The 19,802-nt window shown below is 59.4% G+C and carries 16 protein-coding genes, 1 tRNA gene and 1 CRISPR repeat array; of the genes, 12 read left to right on the forward strand and 5 right to left on the reverse strand.

Translation table 11 applies throughout. From position 1 onward, the window contains the following. Positions 1-326 precede the first annotated feature (326 nt). The 3 genes from MFF07_RS01900 to MFF07_RS01910 all read left to right on the forward strand — a co-directional run bounded on the left by MFF07_RS01900 (position 327) and on the right by MFF07_RS01910 (position 2,908). Positions 327-737, forward strand: a complete 411-nt coding sequence (locus MFF07_RS01900) for a thiol-disulfide oxidoreductase DCC family protein (RefSeq protein ID WP_238230533.1) — start codon at positions 327-329, stop codon at positions 735-737. 114 nt (positions 738-851) lie between these two features. Continuing rightward, entirely contained in the window at positions 852-1,286 is a 435-nt protein-coding gene (locus MFF07_RS01905) for a TadE/TadG family type IV pilus assembly protein (RefSeq protein ID WP_238230488.1), read from the forward strand. Further along, positions 1,286-2,908 (forward strand): pilus assembly protein TadG-related protein, encoded by a 1,623-nt coding sequence (locus MFF07_RS01910; RefSeq protein ID WP_238230489.1) that lies wholly within the window; start codon positions 1,286-1,288, stop codon positions 2,906-2,908. Before MFF07_RS01905 ends, MFF07_RS01910 begins: the two co-directional genes overlap by 1 nt. A gap of 548 nt (positions 2,909-3,456) precedes the next feature. On the opposite strand, the gene MFF07_RS01915 is transcribed toward MFF07_RS01910, so the two are convergent. Next, entirely contained in the window at positions 3,457-4,803 is a 1,347-nt protein-coding gene (locus MFF07_RS01915; protein ID WP_306424618.1) for an alpha-amylase family glycosyl hydrolase, read from the reverse strand. 240 nt (positions 4,804-5,043) lie between these two features. Here MFF07_RS01915 and recD2 point away from each other — a divergent pair, with 240 nt between their 5' ends. Continuing rightward, positions 5,044-7,248 (forward strand): SF1B family DNA helicase RecD2, encoded by a 2,205-nt coding sequence (gene recD2, locus MFF07_RS01920; RefSeq protein ID WP_238230493.1) that lies wholly within the window; start codon positions 5,044-5,046, stop codon positions 7,246-7,248. Positions 7,249-7,369: 121 nt separating this feature from the next. Here recD2 and MFF07_RS01925 read toward each other — a convergent pair whose 3' ends face one another. Further along, a complete protein-coding gene (locus MFF07_RS01925) occupies positions 7,370-8,458 on the reverse strand; it encodes a hypothetical protein (RefSeq protein WP_238230496.1) in 1,089 nt (362 codons plus the stop codon). Positions 8,459-8,651: 193 nt separating this feature from the next. Between MFF07_RS01925 and MFF07_RS01930 the strand changes: the two genes are divergently transcribed. Both MFF07_RS01930 and MFF07_RS01935 read left to right on the forward strand, forming a co-directional pair. After that, a complete protein-coding gene (locus tag MFF07_RS01930) occupies positions 8,652-8,936 on the forward strand; it encodes a Rossmann-fold NAD(P)-binding domain-containing protein (protein WP_238230498.1) in 285 nt (94 codons plus the stop codon). Positions 8,937-9,119: 183 nt separating this feature from the next. Beyond that, positions 9,120-10,499 (forward strand): MDR family MFS transporter, encoded by a 1,380-nt coding sequence (locus tag MFF07_RS01935; protein ID WP_505744259.1) that lies wholly within the window; start codon positions 9,120-9,122, stop codon positions 10,497-10,499. A 78-nt stretch (positions 10,500-10,577) separates the two neighbouring features. Here MFF07_RS01935 and MFF07_RS01940 read toward each other — a convergent pair whose 3' ends face one another. Continuing rightward, positions 10,578-11,276 carry a DUF3750 domain-containing protein gene (locus MFF07_RS01940; RefSeq protein WP_238230500.1) on the reverse strand — a complete coding sequence of 233 codons (699 nt, stop codon included), beginning with the start codon at positions 11,274-11,276 and terminating at the stop codon, positions 10,578-10,580. Between the two features lie 149 nt (positions 11,277-11,425). After that, positions 11,426-11,803: a restriction endonuclease gene (locus MFF07_RS01945; protein ID WP_238230502.1), complete on the reverse strand. Its 378-nt coding sequence runs from the start codon at positions 11,801-11,803 to the stop codon at positions 11,426-11,428. 818 nt (positions 11,804-12,621) lie between these two features. On the opposite strand from MFF07_RS01945, the gene MFF07_RS01950 reads away from it, so the two are divergent. The 3 genes from MFF07_RS01950 (at position 12,622) to MFF07_RS01960 (ending at position 15,040) form a co-directional block, all read left to right on the forward strand. Beyond that, positions 12,622-13,548, forward strand: coding sequence for a site-specific integrase (locus tag MFF07_RS01950; RefSeq protein ID WP_306424617.1), 927 nt, complete (start codon positions 12,622-12,624; stop codon positions 13,546-13,548). Positions 13,549-13,838: 290 nt separating this feature from the next. Beyond that, positions 13,839-14,222 (forward strand): hypothetical protein, encoded by a 384-nt coding sequence (locus tag MFF07_RS01955; protein WP_238230506.1) that lies wholly within the window; start codon positions 13,839-13,841, stop codon positions 14,220-14,222. Positions 14,223-14,428: 206 nt separating this feature from the next. Then, positions 14,429-15,040 (forward strand): hypothetical protein, encoded by a 612-nt coding sequence (locus MFF07_RS01960; RefSeq protein ID WP_238230508.1) that lies wholly within the window; start codon positions 14,429-14,431, stop codon positions 15,038-15,040. A gap of 587 nt (positions 15,041-15,627) precedes the next feature. On the opposite strand, the gene MFF07_RS22600 is transcribed toward MFF07_RS01960, so the two are convergent. Further along, a complete protein-coding gene (locus tag MFF07_RS22600) occupies positions 15,628-16,041 on the reverse strand; it encodes a type I restriction-modification enzyme R subunit C-terminal domain-containing protein (protein ID WP_306424619.1) in 414 nt (137 codons plus the stop codon). Between the two features lie 101 nt (positions 16,042-16,142). Here MFF07_RS22600 and MFF07_RS01970 point away from each other — a divergent pair, with 101 nt between their 5' ends. The 3 genes from MFF07_RS01970 to MFF07_RS01980 all read left to right on the forward strand — a co-directional run bounded on the left by MFF07_RS01970 (position 16,143) and on the right by MFF07_RS01980 (position 18,200). Beyond that, on the forward strand, positions 16,143-17,024 hold the full coding sequence (locus MFF07_RS01970; RefSeq protein ID WP_238230510.1) for a DUF4357 domain-containing protein: 882 nt from the start codon (positions 16,143-16,145) through the stop codon (positions 17,022-17,024). Between the two features lie 37 nt (positions 17,025-17,061). Continuing rightward, the gene (locus MFF07_RS01975) at positions 17,062-17,916 is read left to right on the forward strand and encodes a DUF429 domain-containing protein (RefSeq protein ID WP_238230512.1); all 855 of its coding nucleotides are present in this window, start codon (positions 17,062-17,064) and stop codon (positions 17,914-17,916) included. A gap of 207 nt (positions 17,917-18,123) precedes the next feature. Further along, positions 18,124-18,200: transfer RNA gene (locus tag MFF07_RS01980), tRNA-Arg, on the forward strand. A 674-nt stretch (positions 18,201-18,874) separates the two neighbouring features. Further along, positions 18,875-19,756: direct repeats of the CRISPR family, unit length 29 nt; unit sequence GGGTCGATCCCCGCGGGTGCGGGGAAGCC. Positions 19,757-19,802 lie beyond the last annotated feature (46 nt).

Below are 19,802 nucleotides of genomic sequence, written 5' to 3' on the forward strand. Positions count from 1 at the left end.
CCAGCCTCATAAGTGCTTCCATATCCTTCAATATCTTACGCGCAACGCCGACACACTCGCACCGTCAAAGGCGCGTTCGCGGCGCAATTGGGCCGCATCGGGCTGGGGCCGGTCTTCCTGATCGTCATGCAGGGGCCGGCAGCGGAAAGGCATCCTCGCTCGCGGCCTTGACCGTGCGGCGCACGAAGAATCAGCCCAGCCCGGGCGGACTGTGGTTCATGGCGTCACAGGTCGAACTCTCGTCGACTCCGGTCGCTTGTTCGAATGGCAGCACGCGCCGCGTCGCGCTTCCATTTGACGTTCGCCAACAACCTGAAGCGATCCCCATGAGCCGAGCAGAGCTACAGCCCGAACTGACCGTCTACTACGACGGGGCTTGTCCGCTCTGCCGGGCTGAGATCGGCCACTACCAGCAATGCGCGGGGGCTGAAAATATCTCATTCTTGGACGTCGGAGACGAAGCGAGGCCCGTTTCGCTGGGTCCTGATCTGGATCAGGACCTAGCTCGTCGGCGCTTCCATGTGCGGGATCCAGATGGGCAACTCGTCTCCGGTGCAGCTGCCTTTGCGAGACTGTGGCGTGCTCTTCCGGGCTGGCGTTGGCTCAGTCCTTTCATCGACATAAAAGTGTTCGGGCTGAGGCCACTTCTCCCTGTAGCCGAGGTGGCTTACCGTTTGTCACTCCGGCTGCGGCCAACTCTGACAAGGCTTCTTGTCCGCAATCGACGACGCAACTAATGATTTTTGCCGTTCCTGAAAAAGACATTTCTACTTAACACATTCATTCGTTAAGCACTCGTAAATCATCATTGAGCAGTATTATATAGTCGATCTAAGCTTCAAGAAAAATCTATGAAGTTATTTAATGTATTGCCGAATCTAAAAAGGCAAAACTCCGGCGCAACTGCGGTAGAGTTTGCTTTGATTGTGCCTGTGTTTTTCGTCATACTTTTTGGGGTGATTTTCTACGGACTAATCATTGGCATTGGAAGCAGCTTACAACATACCGCACAGGAAGCAGCACGTGCGTCTATTGCTGGCATGACGGATACTGAGCGAGATAGTCTTGCCCGTAGTCGTATTCAATCTTTGTTAAGCGGTTCGCAGCTTATACGTATCGATGCGCTTACGATCGCTACGGGATCGAGCTCAACCGATTCATCTCTTTGGACTGTGAGTTTAACTTATAATATTCAGGCTAGCGGACTTGCTAATCTGGCTCGCGCGTTCGTTGTTACACCAGATATGCTGAAGCGATCTGCGAGCTACCGGAATGGAGGCTACTGATGGCCCTATTGGGTCGCTGGCTGAACGACGATCGCGGAGTATTTAGTATCATCGCAGCACTCAGCATCACTGTCCTCTTAGGCACGGCAGCATTCGGGGTTGATCTCAGCCTACTCTATCATGAGAAACGGCGTGCCCAATCTGCTGCTGATCTCGCTGCGCTTAGTGCAGCGCAAGACCTCAGCAACGCTTTTAAAATTAGCCAACAGACCTTGATAGATAATCGGTTTCCTATTGATCGACTCCGTGTCGTCTTAGGACGTTACACGGCTGACCGCACGATTGATGCCGGCAACCGCTTCATAGCAGCATCCACTGCAGTTAACAGCGTCCAGGTTACCGTCGGAAGCCAAGTCAACCTGTTTTTCGGACGTGTCCTGACTGGGCGTCCCACCGCCGATGTGAAAGCTGAGGCCACAGCTGCTCAGGCAAGCTTCGTCAGTTACAATCTCGGAACTGGCGTAGCTTCTCTAGATGGAGGGATTGCCAATACGATTTTAGGAAAGCTTCTCGGCGCACAAGTTGCGCTGCGGGCAGCAGACTATACATCCCTCGCTAGCGTAAATATAGACGCTTTTAAATTCCTTAACGCGCTTCGAATTCAGTTAGACATGGGCGGGGAAACTTATGCTGATATTCTGGAACAGTCAGTTCCAGTTAGAGATCTTTTAAAGGCTCTTGGCGCGGTTACCCCCGTCGCGGGACCGGCTCTCTCTGCTTTGGGCTCATCGAGTGATGCGGCTCGAACAAAAATAAATCTGGGCAATTTGGTTCAACTTGGCGAACTCGGGCAGGTCTCGGTAGGCACATCTGGAAAAGGTCCAGGTGTGAACGCAGCCAACCTCTTGAGTGGTATCGCATGGCTCGGCGGCGGCAAGAACCAGATTACGGTGGATCTCGGCCTAAGTGTTCCCGGTATCGCTCAAACAACCCTGACGCTCAGTGTTGGAGAGCGTATCCAGCATTCTGGCTGGATCAGCATCAACAGCTCGGGAGTAATAGTTTATTCTGCGCAAGTGCGACTACTGATCGAAACACAGGTCAAAGCGCCTCTCAGTCTCGGCCAAGTCACCCTACCACTCTACCTGGACCTGGGCTCCGCCTCGGCGCGGTTGACCAAGGCGGCTTGTGGGGGATTTGGCGGCCGAAGTGCGACCATTGCGGTTCAGCCGGCGTTGGGACAGGCGGCCATAGCCAGCGTTTCGCGCTCAGCCATCGTTTCTGGCGGCTCACCACCTGATCTTAGCTTACCTGCTGTTCTCGCACGCCTCCCACTTCTGGCGCTCACAGGTGTGTCGCAAATCAGTCTGGGAAAAAGTTCTGAGCAGGTGCTTACCTTTACCGACGCAGACATTTCTCAAGGCCGTGCGCAAACAGCATCTGCATCCGGGTTTGTGGGTAGTCTGACAGGAAGTTTGATCCAAAATTTGCAGATAGATCTGAACGGTCTGGATCTTCTCGGCGGTGCTCTGAAACCCCTTTTGACCACGACACTTTCGGCTGTGGCGCCAGCGGTGGACAGCATACTGGATGCTGTCTTACAGACTCTTGGTCTGCGCCTTGGGCGTGCCGACGTAACGGTTGACGGCATGCGCTGCGATCGAGCGGTGCTCATGCAATAAACCCAGCGCATTAAAAACTGGGTCGACCACAATCCGGCTTACGCCCTTGAAATTGAATTTTCTCTAACATTTCAAATATTGATGTGTAGATGATCGGGCTTAGGCCGCTTCTGCCTGTAACCGAGGTCGCCCATCGGCTGTCGCTTCGGCTTCGGCTTCGGCTTCGGCTTCGGCCAACCCTGGCACGACTGCTAGTTCGCTCTCAGTCTATGGTCCGACCGCGCTGATTACGCTTCGCGAAATCGCGAAGTCCTAGAAAAAGGTGAAGTTCGCCTAGGCTTTGCCTTCTGTTGCCGAGCGCTAATCCGACCGACCCTTGGCGAACTGGAGCCCTACACAGGCGATCGGCCTGCGGCCTTCGTTCACATACATTGCAGCGGCAACTAGCGCTTGATGATATTTGTGCCTTTGCTGATCACCTTACTAGAACCGAGAGGAATTCCACTTGTTGGCGACGTTGATCAGTTTTCCTCGGTGGGCCTGCGGGCGGATACCAACGAGATCGTAATCCCACTCGGCGTCAAGGGCCGCTACGAATGCCTGTGCCTTTAGACGCTTAAGACGACCCAGTTATGTGGTTCGAGACTTACCACCGCATCCTGCATTTCTGCTTTCACGACAACAGCCTCCCCGGCTTCGACAGAGCGGGCATCTGGCACTGGGAGGAGCACAGCGTCCTCAGCGAGGTTCAGGGCGAGGAGAAGGTGCCGCGATCCGTCACTCACCGCGAGCACGAGCTGTTCGTTCGTCAGGTGAAGCGTCCGCGTGCGAGCATGGTGCAGCCAGGAATGACGACGACGCAGGGCGATCAGCGACTGGTGCAGGCGGTAGACCGGCCAGCCGTAGGGTGCGAGTCCGGCGGGCGTTTCCGGAAAAATCGGTCGGATCGCATCGTCCCCGCCAATGCGATCCTCCTTCAATCCCCGGAAGGCCTGCTCATCGCCCGCATAGATCGAGGGCGTCCCGCCGCAGACGAGCAGGATCGCGAGGGCATGGGGGAGGTGGCGCTCATCCGTAAGGCGGCTCGCAATCCGCGTGACGTCATGGTTACCCACGAAGGTGAGCGGCGCGAAGGTGGCGAGGAAGCCGTTGTGGCGGTCGAGCGCATGGGCCAGCTCGAACAGGTTGCGGTCGTTGAGTGCGCTCCAGGTCGCTTTCCAGAGTTCATACTGAGTCACCGTATTCATGCCGGTGTCACGCACGATGGCGGCATAATCGCCGTGGATGACCTCGCCGACGATGTAGGCATCCGGGTGCACCGATCGCACGCGCGCCAGGACGTTGCACCAGAAGTGCCGGGGCACGGCGTAGGCCGCATCGAGGCGCCAGCCATCCACCCCCAGGGCGAGCCAATGCGTCATGACGGAGACGACGTAGTCTGCCACGGCGGGTTCGTCGTGATTGAGCGTCACGAGCTGCAGATGTCCCTCGAAGCAGGCGTAGTCCGGCTCCGCACCCGGGTCGCTGCCACGGGGCCAGGACAGCTTGAACCAAGAGGCTCTAGCGGCGTGCGACCCTTGCCGAAGAACCTCCAGGAATGCGGGATGGTCGCGTCCGACATGGTTGAAGACGCCGTCGAGGAGCACGCGCAGGCCTCGCGCTTGGGCGGCCTCGATCAAGGAGATGAGATCCGCCTCGTCGCCGAGGCGGGGATCAACCCGAAAGGGGTCGATCGTGTCGTAGCCATGGGTCGAAGCAGCGAAGACGGGCCCGAGCGCCAGACCTGTGGCGCCGAGTTCGAGGGCGTAGTCGAGCCATGCCTGCAGGTGCTCCAGACGATGCAGGACGGGCGCACCATCTACGAGCTCGGGCTCGGCCCCGACGAAGCCGAGCGGGAAGACCTGCCACCAAATCGTATGTTCAACCCAGTCCGGCACGGCATCGCCTTGTTTCACAAGTTGCAAGTGAACCCAGCTCGCGGGTTCCTAGTGCCCACCCTACCGTTGTTCGCCCTTCACGAGTTCGTTGAGGGGCTTGGACGGCATTCGGACACGCATTGAGGTTCGCACCCAGTGCAAATCTTTGCCACGCACAAGCCCGGAGGCACTCGTCCTCGAAGCTCGCGAGCTACTGGCTGATCGGGGCGAACTTCGCCTGCAGCCATGTTATCTTGACCAACTGGTCGAGCGCAGAATGTGAGCAGCAGCACGGTGCCGAAGTCTTACGACCGGAACGCACCTCTTGAAACACTCGCCGGCACGATCGAGCGCGTCACGTTCCACAACGCCGAGACAGGTTTCTGCGTCCTCAAGGTCCAGGCGCGCGGCAAACGCGATCTCGTGCCTGTGATCGGCCATGCCCCAGCGATTGGCGCCGGCGAGTGGATCACGGCGACAGGGATCTGGTTCACCGACCGGCAACATGGGCTTCAGTTCAAGGCCGACACGCTCAAGGCCACGCCGCCGACCGGGGTCGAGGGCATCGAGCGCTACCTGGCCTCGGGCTACATGCGCGGCATCGGGCCGGCCATGGCCAAGCGCATCGTAGCGCTGTTTGGCGAAGCCACCTTCGAGATCATCGAGGCCGATCCCGAACGCTTGAAGGAAGTCTCCGGCATCGGTCCGACCCGCGCCGCCCGCATCGTCTCCGGTTGGGCCGAGCAGAAGGCAGTCAGGGAGATCATGATTTTCCTGCATGCGCACGGCGTCGGCACGGCGCGGGCGGTTCGGATCTTCAAGACCTACGGCCATGACTCGATCGCCGTCATGACCGACGACCCCTACCGGCTCGCGCGCGACATCCGCGGCATCGGGTTTCGCACGGCGGACGCGATTGCGATGCGTCTGGGACTGGTGAAGGAGGCGCCGCAGCGGCTCCGGGCCGGCGTCTCGTTCGCGCTCCAGACGGCCATGGACGAAGGGCATTGCGGCCTGCCGATCGAGCGACTTGTCGTGCTCGCCCAAAAGCTCCTCGAGGTTGATGTCGGTCTCGTCCGCACCGCCGTCACCGCCGAGCTTGCCCGTGGCGAGGAGGTCATCGCCGACACGGTCGACAATAAGCCATGCGTCTTCCTGAAGGGCCTGCACGCGGCCGAGCGGGCGATTGCCGAGCGTCTCATCACCCGGGCTCGCGGTTCACCACCGTGGCCCAGCATCGACCTCGAGCGGGCCCGCCCGTGGGTCGAGGCCAAGACGAGCAAGACGCTCTCGCCTTCGCAGGGCGAGGCCATCCGCCTGATGCTGACCTCGAAGCTCTGCGTGATCACCGGCGGACCCGGTGTCGGCAAAACCAGCACTCTGGACTCGCTCCTGCGCATTCTCACAGCCAAAGGCGTGAAGGTTCTGCTCGCTGCCCCCACGGGTCGCGCTGCCAAGCGGATGACGGAGCAAACCCGGCTCGAAGCCAAGACCATTCACCGGCTGCTGGAGATCGACCCGAAGCGCGGCGGGTTCTCGCGCAACGAGGAGAACCCACTCGATTGCGACCTGCTCGTGCTCGACGAGTGCTCGATGATCGACGTGCCGCTGATGAACGCCCTGCTGAAGGCCGTGCCGGAGGGCGCAGGGCTTCTGCTCGTCGGCGATGTCGATCAGCTCCCCTCGGTGGGCCCAGGCCAGGTCCTGGCCGATGTCATCGCCTCAGGGCGTGTGCCGGTGGCGCGGCTGACCGAAGTGTTCCGGCAGGCGGCCGAGAGCCGGATCATCGTCAACGCCCATCGCATCAACCAGGGTCAGATGCCGGAGCGGCCGCAGCCTGGCGAGAAGGCCGACTTCTACCTAATCGAGATCGATGATCCGGACGTCGGCGTCGCCAAGTTGATCGAGGTGGTGACCAAGCGCATCCCGCGCTCCTTCGGGCTCGATCCGACCCGTGACGTGCAGGTGCTGACACCGATGCTGCGTGGTTCTCTCGGCTCGCGGAACCTCAACCACGAGCTCCAGCGCGTGCTGAACCCGAACCCGGCCCAACAGATTGAACGCTTCGGCTGGCGCTTCGCCCCTGGCGACCGGGTTATGGAGACCCAGAACGACTACGACCGGGACGTCTTCAACGGCGATCTCGGCATGGTGGCACGCATCGACGAGGAGGAAGGTGCCGTGGTCGTCACCTTCGATGGACGAGAGGTCGTCTACCCCTACGGTGAACTCGATACGCTAGTGCCGGCCTTCGCTACGACGATCCATAAGAGCCAGGGATCGGAATATCCCGCCGTGGTGATCCCGATCGTGACGCAGCATTTCAACATGCTGGCGAGGAACCTGCTCTACACCGGCGTCACGCGCGGCAAGCAGCTTGTCGTGCTGATCGGCCAGCGCAAGGCGATCGGCATGGCCGTTCGAAGTAGCAGCGCGAAGCGCCGCTGGACGAAGCTTCGAGAATGGTTGTCCAATATTCATTGATAGCTGAATCACAACCCTAATTAGTGTCATCTCCAATTTCAATTAATCAGATCAGTAAATAATATTAATTTATAACTTAAAACATAATAGTATGAATAAATGATTATCTAGTAACATGATTTTAGTTGCCGGTAGCTTGTTTTCGGTCAGAGGTTGATTCATTTTCATCTAAATACAGATATGGTATTTTCTGCGTCTCAGGGTTGTCAAAATCAATAAGTATTCTACTTCTTGTTTTATCAATCTCAAGATTTTCGATAAGAAATACTCTTGCACCAAAGCTTCCTATGAGTTTTTCATGCGCCTTCTCCCAATCACTGATGCCACAGATTTCTGATGTTCTCTCACATGAGTATCCTACATCAAACGGACGCTTTCTAGCAAAGCCAAGAGGATGCCAGTCTTCACTAATCTCACCTACATATGAAAGACGCTTCGTTCTATCAGAGCATCTGAATCTTTGCACAACTGCACAGTAAGAGCCATAGTATTTACCATAAGCATCCCAACTCCAAGTATCAGGATCCTGAGCTTCTCGATCTAAACCTAGAGCATTAAAATCGCTTTCATTTAGTCGATCTTTTATATTGAAGTTTCCTAAATCTGGTCGATCCTTCTCGACAGCATAAATTGCTTGTAATAGACCGCGTGCATTGACTGGAATTATATCACGCCCATCTATTGGAAATATTACTGCGGAGACATTATCTCTTGCTCTAAATGTGAGGCCTGACATTCTGACTGCCTCTTCCGCTGTCCTGCCTCTCAGTTCGTCGTAATCTGCCACGAATGCAAATTTTTGCTCTGGCTTACCTAAGTGGGTCAAATTTTTAATAGAGAGACTAGTATCAGTCTCTCTATGAGGTATTAAGCGAATAAGCCAACGCACTCGCGCATTCTTTTTCATTCTATCAAATGCAATATCGGCAGGCACAACTTTCTTGACGTATTTTTGTTCAAAGTAATTTTGAAATAATGACAAACTTGATCCAGATATTAAAAACAAAAACCCAAAAGCGCAGGAAGAAAAAAGTAAAACCTTTTTAAGCACAGTTGTTTCTACTGGTGGCGAGTTGATAGCCTTAAATGCCGCAAAGCCTCCTAATACAATGAGTCCAATTCCGATTAAAATCAGAATCTTTCCAATATCATCACCAATCATTACTGGTGTAAGCGATTTAGCTATATCTATAATATCTGAGGAAGCCATTTATCGACTCACGCCCCGTATTTTATTACAAAAAACTATTTTACCAGATCTTAAGGCATATCAAGAGCAATTAGATAGATAGCACGCTTGCTCTTTTCATGCCGCTCTCGCTTCACTCTAGCTGTTCGCTGCTGAATTCCTAGCTCGAATGTAACATAATGTTAAGCACCGGCGAGGTCTTCCACTAACATCCATGCTCGGCTCGGTCTCGCTGAACCGCGGCGGCGGTTGGGGCGGCTACCGGGCGAGCAAGGCGGCTCTCAACACCCTTGCCCGCTCGTTCGTGGGCCAGCACGCGAAAGCGCAGTGGGGTGTCGTGCTGATGCATCCCGGATGGGTCCGCACGGATCTCGGTGGCCGACGGGCGACGCTCGACGTCGAGACCAGCGCTCGCGGCGTCGTCGCGGTCCTGGAAGGACATCTCGGTCAGTCGGGCTGCATCTTCCTCGACTACGAGGGCCAGACTGTTCCGTGGTGATGAGGTGATGACGCTCACATAGAGGAGTAGCTGAACCTACTGCTACGCGGCATCCGCGCTCCTAACCGTGTTGTGACCCAGCTTGAGGTTCATTGCGTTTGAACGCCCCCCTAAAGCCTACCGCCGCGGGTCAGCCTGAGCCCGGCCGAGATCCGTTCGATCCTGTTCGATCTCGTCGCGGCGATGCTGCTCGCGGCCCTCGACCAGACGATCGTCGCCACGGCCATGCCGACCATCGGGCGGGAACTCGGCGATGCGGAGAACCTGCCCTGGATCGTGACCGCCTATCTGCTGGCGTCGACGGCCGTGACGCCCCTCTACGGCAAGCTGAGCGACATCCACGGGCGACGCGTCATGCTGCTGATCGCCATCGCGATCTTCAGCATCGGTTCGCTAGCCTGCGCGCTTGCCCCGACGATGGTGACTCTGGCGCTGGCTCGAGGCCTCCAGGGCGCCGGCGGCGGTGGCCTGATCGCCCTGGCCCAGACCATCCTGGCCGACATTCTCTCGCCGAAGGAGCGGGCGCGCTATCAGGTCTATGTGGCGAGCGTCTTCGTGGTCTCGTCGCTCGCCGGTCCCCTGCTTGGCGGCTTCCTTGCCCAGCACCTGCATTGGTCCGTGATTTTCTGGATCAACCTGCCGATCGGCGTCATCGCCTACCTTCTCACCAATTCGAAGCTCAAGCTTCTGCCCCGCAACGAACGTCAACACCGGCTGGACTACCTGGGAGCTATTCTGCTCGTGCTGGGATCGAGCGGTCTGATGCTAACCTTGAACTGGGGCGGCGTGCGCTATCCCTGGGTTTCGGCGCCCGTCCTGGGATTGCTTGTGGTGTCCGCGCTCATCAGCGCCGGCTTCGTGGTGCGCCTGCTCACGGTCTCGGAGCCGCTGATCCCCCTGGACGTCTTGAAGGACCAGGTGGTCTACAGTGCCACGCTCAGCGCCTGCTTTGCGATGGGGACGCTGATCGGCCTCACGATCTACGTGCCGATCTTCCTCGAGGGCGTGATCGGGCTCAACCCGAGCTGGTCCGGCCTGGCGATGGTGCCGCTCATGGTCGGCACGGTGATCGGCGCCACGCTGTCGAGTCGATCGATGATGTATTTCAAGCACTACAAGCGCGCGCCCCTCGCGATGATGGCGACGAGCCTCGCCTGCTGCATGATCATCGCGGCTCAAGGGGACAGGCTGCCGCTCTGGCTCATGGAAGGGCTGTTCGTGCTCCTGTCCATCGGTATCGGCACGGTTCTGCCGCTCTCGACCATCGCCATCCAGAACACCGTGGAGCGTCATCAGCTCGGTATCGCCACCGCAGCGATGAACTTCTTCAGGTCGCTGGGGGGCGCGCTGATCGTCGCCGTCTTCGGCACGATCGTGCTTGGCAGCACAATGGGAGGCGACGTCGGGGCGGGGCACGACATCGGGAGCCTGATACACGGCACGAACGCCGCCCTCCTCGCCGGAGCCTTTCGCTGGGTATTTCTGGCAGCGAGCGTCGGCCTCCTTCTGGCCCTCGGCTTTCTCGCTGCGATGGAAGAGCGTCCCCTGCAGTCCTCACTTTGAGCGTAGCTGATCAGCGTAGCGCAATCGCGCCTTAGCCAATCAGGATCTGCGGGATGTCCTTAAGCTCGACGTTTCTTGTCAGATGCCGATGCGACCAAGCCCGGGAAGCTTGAGGCCGGGACGGCGGATATCCAACCCGGCGACCGCGCCAAGGACGTTGAATTCGAATCCCTCCACCCAGCCGGCTGTAAGCCCCAGGTATCCCCCAAGATTGATCTGAAACCCGGTGCCGGACGGCGTCGACCCGATCCAACGACCGTCGTAGGGGAAGTCCTTACCAATCGCCGTCGCCGGCAGGTTCGCCCGCATCTCTGGAACGGAGCTCATGACCGCCGCCACGAAGGTGTTGGAGTTCGGCCCGGGCCACAGGCGGTAATCGCCGATCTTGGCGTAGCGGTAGCCGGCGATGGTGGCCCGAATGCGAGGCAGCATCCGTTCCGCTTCCGGCCCGTCAGCCGAGAAGATGACCTCCGGCACACTGCCGAACCAGCGCCCGTCCGGAACGAAGCGGTCGACCCAGATCGGCATGCCCCAGGCCGTATAGTCGAACCGTCGGTAGGCACGATCCCCGGCACCCTTCACGACGATCCAGCTGTGGCTCGCGACGATGCCGCGCCAGCTTACCGTTCGCGCCGAGAACACGCGAACGACGGCTTCGGGATGGCGCGCTGCGGGCGGCAGCAAGCCTGCACTGGATCGATCGGCCGAGCGCCAATCGGCGATGTCGTTCCTGAGGTAGTAGAGGGCGGCCGATACGGCGATCGGCGCGAGGAACACGACGACGAAAACGAGGAGAACGATTCGGATCACGTGGGTCTTATGCGAGGCGGGTCGAGACGTTCAGATTTGGGTGCACCGACCGAGGTTCGGCAATGCCTGCGACGTCGTCATGCCCCTCCCCGATGGAGAGCCACGTCAGATCAGGCTCAACGCCGGACTTTCCCATTCCCGCGCCGCTCGCGTGTCCGCCGTGTCGGCACGTAAAAATCGTCGGGCTTGTCCCGCACCCATTCAAGAAATCGAGCGATGTCAGGATCGGCCCGCAGGGCTTCGACATCGGCTAGCCTACGGGCGATCTCAGCTTCGGTGTAGCGGGCGTGGATCGCAGAGTGGCAGATTTGATGGAGCTGCACGGTTGCGCCGTGCGTGCCTCCCTTCATCTTCGGCGTGAGATGATGGAGGCTCTGTCGGGCGTGACGCGGGATCGGTCGCTCACAGAGCGGGCATACCGGCACATTCTCAGGCTTGGGACCCTGCCTGTCCGGATCGTCGTCGCGCCAGCGCAGGCTCCGCCGTCCCACCACGATGTTTCTTGCCTCCCGAACCGCTCCGGAGGCAACCCCGAACGTCCAGAGTAGCTCCCGAACCAAGCTGGCTGCCCGTGATCCTCAGTATCACAGCCGCCAAACTGCGAGATGGTCTGCAAGACCCGATGCCAGCGACCCCCAAATCGGCGACGATCCAAGCCAAGCGATGTCTTATGGATGTCTCTATGAACGGTAATGCGAACTATCGATGATGAGACATCCGGACGGTCAGATGTCCTCCGATGTCACCTGGATGTCTCACCGTTGTCCATACGACCAGCCAATGCGAATCCGTTTTGCGGAAAATGTCTCATCAATGCGAACCGAGCGATCGAGCCCGAAAAAGACCCTCAAGAGACACCGATCGAAACGAGTCTTCGGCAGCGAGATCATCGAAATTGCATTAGAGCGTCACAGAGAGCGATCGAATCGACAGAGCGTCAGAGCAGACGTCTCACAGAGAGGAACGCGCTCACGAACGAACGTCGCTTGAACAAATCGATGCCTGCGGCGCGGGTGATGTCGTTAGGCCGACATAGGTCTTGGCAGCGCGGTGATACGTTAGATCAATTCGGAATTGGTCCGCAGAGCCGTTGAATTCTTGTGCTGTCGCTGAACATGCAGCTTCAGCCTTGTCCGCTCGATCAGATGCACATCTCGCTGGTTTTTTTACCGCTCCCAGCAACGTCCGGAAAAGTCCTTGATGGGCCTGATGCGGCGTCCTTTGATGCAGCGCTCACACGGGACGCGCAGCCTCAATGGCGACAATTAGAAAACTTCGGGGCCGCTGGCAGGCTGCCGTCCGCCGCAAGGGTATGCAGCCCAGAAGCAAGTCCTTCGACGCTAAGAGCGATGCCGAGCGCTGGGCGCGCAGCCTCGAGGCGGAGCTCGACCGCAACGGCGCGCTCCCCGACATGCGCCCGGCTGAGAAAGCCACCCTCGCGCAGATCCTGACCCGCTACCGCGATGACGTCTCCCCGAAGAAGCGCAGTGCCGTGACGGAGATCGCACGGATCAACGCCATCTTGCGTCGACCGATCTGCCACCGGACGATGACGCTGTTGTCCACCTCGGATCTTGCAGCCTACCGGGATGAACGCCTCAAGACGGTAGCGCCCGCGACCATCATCCGAGAGCTGAACACGATCAGCCACGCCATCGACACCGCTCGGCGAGAATGGGACATCCACCTCACGACGAACCCGTGCAAGCTCGTGCGCCGACCATCGCCGCCGAAGGGCCGCACCCGCCGCCTCGAGGGCGACGAGGAGCAGCTACTGCTCGCTGCCGCCGACAAGGGGCGCACCCCCTATCTGCGCCCGCTGATCGTGCTTGCTGTGGAGACCGGTATGCGCCGAGGCGAGCTGCTGAGTCTTCAGTGGGAGCATGTGGACCTCGACCGTCGCGTCGCGCACCTGCCCCTGACGAAGAACGGAACATGCCGCGACGTGCCACTGTCCACCCGCGCCGTGGACACGCTCAGGAGCCTCAGGACGGGCGAGAGCGCGACCGTGTTTTCCACTGCCCCGAACGCCGTCAGACTCGCCTGGGAGCGTCTGACGCGACGTGTGGGGCTATCTGATCTCCACTTGCATGATCTTCGACACGAAGCAGTGTCTCGGCTCTTCGAGAAGGGCTTCAACGTCGTCGAGGTCGCGTCGATCTCGGGCCACCGGGAGCTACGCATGCTTCAGCGATACACACACTTGAGGGCTGCCGACCTCGCAGCGCGTCTCGACTGAGCCGATGTGGCCCTCCCGCCACAGCATGGAAGTCCTAGAAGGACCGGAGCAGCGTGTAGGGATTGCCTGATGGGCTCACCAACAGCTGAGGACTCTCCTTGGCGGTTGGTTCCAAAGGCTGCCCGCGCGACGCTCAAACTCTTTCGATGTTCCCCCAATTCGACGCAGCCACACACTGATCGGAGCCAGTTCGGAAGTCGGCCCACATGGGCGTGCGTTTCTCTCCATAAATGCCGCTCGCTGACCGCTATATGACTCCAGCCACGAACATTCAGGCAGCTGGAGATACCATGTCACCCACGATCAACACCCCCGATGTCGGCTATTTTGAGCAGGCAAAGAACAATTTTGCTCAGGTTCTCAAGGACATCGAGGCAACCTGGAAGTTAGAGATGATGCGCCGCGCTCGCATTGCGTATCATCGCCAGGGCGGAACTAGGTTTCCTTGCCCATACCTCTCACGCATTGTTGAGTATAAGAAGATTCACTATGCTTATTTGGCAGATAGCACCGGAACTTTAGCTGTCTATCGGTTGCGGAATAAGAACAGCTTCCGCAAGCAGGCCAAGATTTGGCCGAAGGCTATTGAAGTGGCTCCATTATCGCGGCAGGCAACTGCGCTGTATTTTCAGAATTCTCGTGCCGGAGCGGCCGCCTTTCAGCAGAATATTTGAAATATAAAAATATATTCGGCACGGCGTCATCGAAATGAGGCTAACGGACGCCGTGCCGAAAGCAAATATTATTGGTATACCCCCCTGTGTAGGGCGGTATTAATAGCTATTACCCGATATGAGAAGGCTATTTTATAAGTTATATTATTGATATTAATTCCACATGTAACTTTATAGAGCGCAATCAGCTTATCGGAGAGAACAAAATGCTTAAGGCGGCAATGGGCGAAAATATTGAAAATGTCGAGGATCTTGATCTTCTTGACATGCACTTATGGCCCTCTGAACGGGAGGTGGAAATTTCGGAGCGTTGGTCGGGAAAGCCGCTGAAGCAGATAATTTCGTTTTTACGCACAGGTAAGCATCAGGGCTCGCTGATGTTCGTGGCCAGCTACGACCGGTGGCTGCAGCGTCAGAAGGCGATCAGACGCGAAACCGAAAACGAGCGCGCACGCGAACTCAGGGCTGCCAAGCGTGTGGCACCTCAAACCGCTATCGAAGCTGAGGGCCGGACGCGGTTGAAGGCCCTTGATCGGGCGATAAAGTATCGGCGCGGTGACAAGCTTCTTGAACAACTCGTCGGGCGGTCTGATGAATTGACGAATTTCTGGATCGCTTCGGCCCTCGCGGCGCTCAACGCAAAACTGAGTGTTGCTACCGATGCGGAGCGCGCAGCCGAGTTCTCACAGCTGACGGGGAAGCCCTGCAATAAGGATCAGGCTCGCAGCCGGCGGAAGATCATCGAGCGCCTCGATGAACATCCGGGCGTCTGGTTGGCCCACAAGCGGGACCGCTATCAAGCAGCAGCCACCGCGTGACCCTGCCGAAGCGGTCCACTCGTGACCCTCGCGGGCTAAGGATCTGATCTATATCAGATTTCAGACTTCGCGAGCCGCCGGGATTTTCCATAATATGTAAGTGTCTATAAGTGTATGAACTTATATCAGCAGAACTCGCTCCGCTCGTGGCACATGGGCCGCTTCGCGCCCCAGTGCCCTTCGTCTGATGGACCGGATGATGATACGCGGCCGCGAAACGAAGATCTTCAGATCGCTCGTAGGCTTCGCACACTCACTACTGCATCGGCAGGGAAAGCACGGGAGTCTTTTGTGGATGGAGGTTCGGTTCCACAAGTCGCTCTCCCTGTAATTCATTCCGGCTCCCAAATTCTCGCCGGATGCAGACCAGCTCTGTCCTAAAAAATACATTTACAAGACCTACGGCGGCGATAGATTTCTCGGGCGCCCAAACCTCACGCTCGCACTCAGAAGCCGCCAGCGGCGATCCTCGTCGATTTTAGAGACTATATACGATGGCGTTACCCCGCCCCTGTCGGCCAACACCTTACGCGTAGGCCCAAGGGAGGTATCTATCGCCAAATTGTGGAGCGGACCATTTTGGTCGCCTACGCCACCGCGCTCCAGTTAATCTCCTCGATCACCTCGAAGAGCCGCGTCGTCCTGACGCCGTCGAAGACCTGCTCCGGTCCCTGGGGTGCCACGTCCGTGAACGGGCTCTCGTAAAGCAGGCCCGGCTCCATCACGCCCTGCGCGGTCAGGTGGTCGACGACGAGGCCAATGAACTCGATCTGCTCTCGCGTTACCGTTCCACCACCGAGGAACTCGGCGAAGGCGTCATTGACGGCCTGCCGGTCCAGTCCGACAAGCGCCCGAAGCCAGCGCTGGCCTTGCGTGCCTGCTCGATGGCCTCGGCATCCCCTATCCCGGCCTCGACCAACATCTTCTCCAGCTCGACGAGATCGGTTGCCGTAAGCGCCTTGCCGTGGCGTAGGCGAAATGACGGGCGATTTGCGCTTCAGGTTGCTCTAACGCGACACCGGCGGTCCGGCCGTTCCGCTACATCGGATCGCGCACTGGGCGGGTGGGGAAATTAATGGCGGCAGTTCGCGTCACTGGACGCTTGATCAAGCTGTTCATAACCGGCGACGACCCACGATCGCTGCGCACGGTCGAGCTCGACAACTGGTGGGGTATGGCGGTGATGGGCCGACGCTCCTATTTCAAGAAAGCTCTCGCCCGTGAAGAGCTGTCACGTTCCTGCATCTACCTGTTGATTCAAAGCGCAGCCAGCGACGACCTGCCGGAGGTCTACGTCGGCGAGAGCGACGACTTCGTCCAGCGCTACGCCACGTCGCCGTTCCCCATCCCCTTCGACAGCTTCGTCGTCTTCACCAACAAAGACGACAACCTGACCCGCGCCCACGTGAAGTGGCTGGAGCGTGAGGTCTGGGAGCTGCTGAGCCGGAACGAAGGCAAAGTGCAACTCGCCAACCGCTCGACGCCGACCGGCTCCAAGCTGCCCGAGGCCGAGACCGCCAGCATGGGCACGTTCCTCGGGAACATGATCTACGTTCTAGAGGCCCTCGGTTTTGCGTTCTTCGAGGAGCCGGGTGCGGTATCTATAGAAGCACCGGAGCCGCTGCCCGCGCTCGCCGCCGACCCGGTAGTGCAGTCCTTCTCCACGAGTGCGCAGCCACGTAGCGAGACTCACAAAGCCCACCTCGACATGGTCGGCGACGGCTACGTGTTACGGGCTGGATCGCTAATCAGCGCGACCGCTACAGACAGCCTGCCAGCGAACGTTGGCAAGCTACGGGCCCAGCTGATCGCCGAGAGCGCGCTCGTGCCGCAAGATGGTTGCCTGCGGCTCATCAAGGACATCGCCTTCACGAGCCCGTCGCCGGCTTCCGCGCTTGTAAAGGGGCGCAGTTCAACTGGGCATGGGGACTGGAGCCGGACAACGGACCGGAAGCGGCTCGGCGACGTCCTTCGCGAGCGATGAGCGGTAAGAGTTTTCTGGGACTCGACCGGGCAGGGTCATGATTGATCGAGTAGCCGTCCCGACCAGCATTATCGGCTTCGACTCGGCCTGGACCGACAGCCCGAAGGCGCCGGGCGCGATCTGCGTGATTCGCATCAGCACCGACGGCCGGCGCACGCTCGTTCCGCCGACCCTCGTCTCCTTTGACGCGGCGCTCACTATCATCGCGGCCGAGGAGGCCTTCAGCACACTGCGGATCGTTGCGCTCGATCAGCCCACGATCGTCCCCAATCTCACCAGCCTGCGGCCGGTAGATCGTGTGGCGGCCTCGCTGATCTCGTGGCTCGGAGGCGGCGTGCAGCCGGCCAACCGGTCCAAGATCGGGATGTTCGACGACTCCGCTCCGGTCTGGCGCTTCAAGGCACGCCTGGGCGCTACGGAAGACCCCGAAGCGGCACGTGGCGCCTTGGAGGGGCTGTTCCTCATGGAGGTGTTTCCAGCCTTGGCACTGCCGTCGCTCGATCCGCTCTTCTACGGCCGCCTCCTCGGGCCGCGCTACAACCCGGCTCGGCGAAAAACTTTTACAATCGGAGGCTGGCAGTCTGTCATCGCCGCGGTGCGCTGCATCGCGGTAGCTGAGCAAGTGATCGGGCTGACGGCGTGGGCCGACAATGTCTCGACGATCGCCACCCCGCGCAAGGCGGATCAAGATCGGCTCGACGCTGTTCTCTGTGCCCTGATCGGCCTTCACTGGCACACAGCGCCACGCATGACGTCGATCATGATCGGCGACCGAACGGCCGGCTACATGATCGCACCCGCGAGCGCGGACGTTCGAGTTCGGCTTGAGGTCGCAGCGGAGAGATCTGGCGTGCCCATCGACGTGGACCTCGAACAGACTGCCCCGGAATGAGATCGCGAAATGCCGGCGCAGCAGCGGCACACACCACGCGCCGGCCCTACGCCGCGCCCCTGATCCCGCTCCACGCGAGCAGCCCTCGCGCAGCCGACACGATTCGAACGCGTGACCTTTGCCTGCGGAGCCTTCGCCATCATACCTTCGACCGCACGGACGCCGTTGCACCCGCCGACGGCTTGGGCTACTCAACGCACACGGTCAGCACCCGTAGCTCAGCTGGATAGAGCGTTGCCCTCCGAAGGCAAAGGTCACACGTTCGAATCGTGTCGGGTGCGCCAATTTTTACAATGACATAGCCATAGCGATTAGATTCAACTCGAGCCCCGGGGAACTTCTGGGGAACTTTTGCGTGCAGGTTCCGCGAGCGTTGCCAGGGACGTTCCATCCAAAAACCTGCGGCCAGCGTTAGCTTTTGAGCCGTCAGTACCACTTTCGTTTTTTCTCGACGAGATTACCCCCCCCGATCGGACCAACGGGGGGTGGGGGGGTAGGGTAGTGCTCTTATGGGTGGTACGAAAATATCCATGCCAAATTTTGGAAGCTTAAGCTTATTGCGACATTGTAACAGATGAACGATCGTCGCCTCATCTCAAACGCGCTAGTCACGGTCACGTCAGATTACTTCAGCAGCGAAAAATTAAGATTTGATTTGCGATGGCTCTGGACGGTTACTCCTTGCCGGAAAGCGGACCTCTAGGTTTCGCGTCCTTCCCGGCTCTTCAGCGCCTCGTTTGCTTATCGAAGGCTAACAATCCTCGGGGCTAATGTGCGCGAGCCAGTCCCCGTGGCGGCTGAGCCGTTCGCTACGGATCACTGCGGCACCGCGTATGAGGACTATCCCCGTAGGTGCTGGGGAGCCGAGGGCACGGAGCGAGACTTTGATGCCGCCAAGGCTCGATCTCCGCGGGTGCGTGAGAGCGAGGCCCGTGAGGCGATTATTGCACCATGCGACAGGTCGATCCCCGCGGGTGCTGGGAAGCCAATGTCCGCTCCGTCAGCGTGCCCCCGGACGAGGGTCGATCCCCGCGGGTGCGGGGAAGCCGGAATGGTCGACGTGATGAACGGGTAGACGTGGGATCGATCCCCGCGAGTGCGGGGAAGCCGCTTCCTGCTTGGCCGAGATCATGTCGTAGTAGGGTCGATCCCCGCGGGTGCGGGGAAGCTTGCTCAGCCTCGTCGAGCGTCAGCACGTCGGTGGGTCGATCCCCGCGGGTGCGGGGAGGCCGCCACTGAAGGCTCTCGGGGTTCATGATGGTGAGGTCGATCCCCGCGGGTGCAGGGAAGCCCGCAAGCTGAAGACGCCAGCGGCCGTCGACAAGGGTCGATCCCCGCGGGTGCGGGGAAGCCCCCGGCGTCCGCGCGGCGCCGGTTGCAAGGTCGGGTCGATCCCCGCGGGTGCGGGGAAGCCGGAACCGAAGACCGGACCGGGTACGACGCCCTGGGTCGATCCCCGCGGGTGCGGGGAAGCCCCGGTGAATGTGCCGGTCGTGCCGTTCCAGTCGGGTCGATCCCCGCGGGTGCGGGGAGCCCGGCCAGCACCTCGCGGATCTCAGCGGTTTCGGGGGCGATCCCCGCGGGTGCGGGGAAGCCGACGACGAAAGACTTGCCACGGAACTGTATGAGGGTCGATCCCCGCGGGTGCGGGGAAGCCCCTTCGATGATGTCCAGAGACGACATGATAGCGGGTCGATCCCCGCGGGTGCGGGGAAGCCACCAACGGCGAGATGTCGCCCGGCCTCTCCGAGGGTCGATCCCCGCGGGTGCGGGGAAGCCCCCGAGAGATCGGCCTTGGTCGCCGGGTTGAAGGGTCGATCCCCGAGGGTGCGGGGAAGCCGGCGTTGCAGCCGGGTCGTTGCTGACCTGCACGGGTCGATCCCCGC

This window comes from Methylobacterium thuringiense, assembly GCF_022179645.1.
GTDB lineage: Bacteria > Pseudomonadota > Alphaproteobacteria > Rhizobiales > Beijerinckiaceae > Methylobacterium > Methylobacterium thuringiense.

Excerpts from the sequence above, each read along its gene's own strand:
- MFF07_RS01900 (WP_238230533.1), top strand. The coding sequence starts at position 327 with ATGAGCCGAGCAGAGCTACAGCCCGAACTGACCGTCTACTACGACGGG.
- MFF07_RS01905 (WP_238230488.1), top strand. The coding sequence starts at position 852 with ATGAAGTTATTTAATGTATTGCCGAATCTAAAAAGGCAAAACTCCGGC.
- MFF07_RS01910 (WP_238230489.1), top strand. The coding sequence starts at position 1,286 with ATGGCCCTATTGGGTCGCTGGCTGAACGACGATCGCGGAGTATTTAGT.
- MFF07_RS01925 (WP_238230496.1), bottom strand. The coding sequence starts at position 8,458 with ATGGCTTCCTCAGATATTATAGATATAGCTAAATCGCTTACACCAGTA.
- MFF07_RS01930 (WP_238230498.1), top strand. The coding sequence starts at position 8,652 with ATGCTCGGCTCGGTCTCGCTGAACCGCGGCGGCGGTTGGGGCGGCTAC.
- MFF07_RS01935 (WP_505744259.1), top strand. The coding sequence starts at position 9,120 with ATGCTGCTCGCGGCCCTCGACCAGACGATCGTCGCCACGGCCATGCCG.
- MFF07_RS01950 (WP_306424617.1), top strand. The coding sequence starts at position 12,622 with ATGCAGCCCAGAAGCAAGTCCTTCGACGCTAAGAGCGATGCCGAGCGC.
- MFF07_RS01955 (WP_238230506.1), top strand. The coding sequence starts at position 13,839 with ATGTCACCCACGATCAACACCCCCGATGTCGGCTATTTTGAGCAGGCA.
- MFF07_RS01960 (WP_238230508.1), top strand. The coding sequence starts at position 14,429 with ATGCTTAAGGCGGCAATGGGCGAAAATATTGAAAATGTCGAGGATCTT.
- MFF07_RS01975 (WP_238230512.1), top strand. The coding sequence starts at position 17,062 with ATGATTGATCGAGTAGCCGTCCCGACCAGCATTATCGGCTTCGACTCG.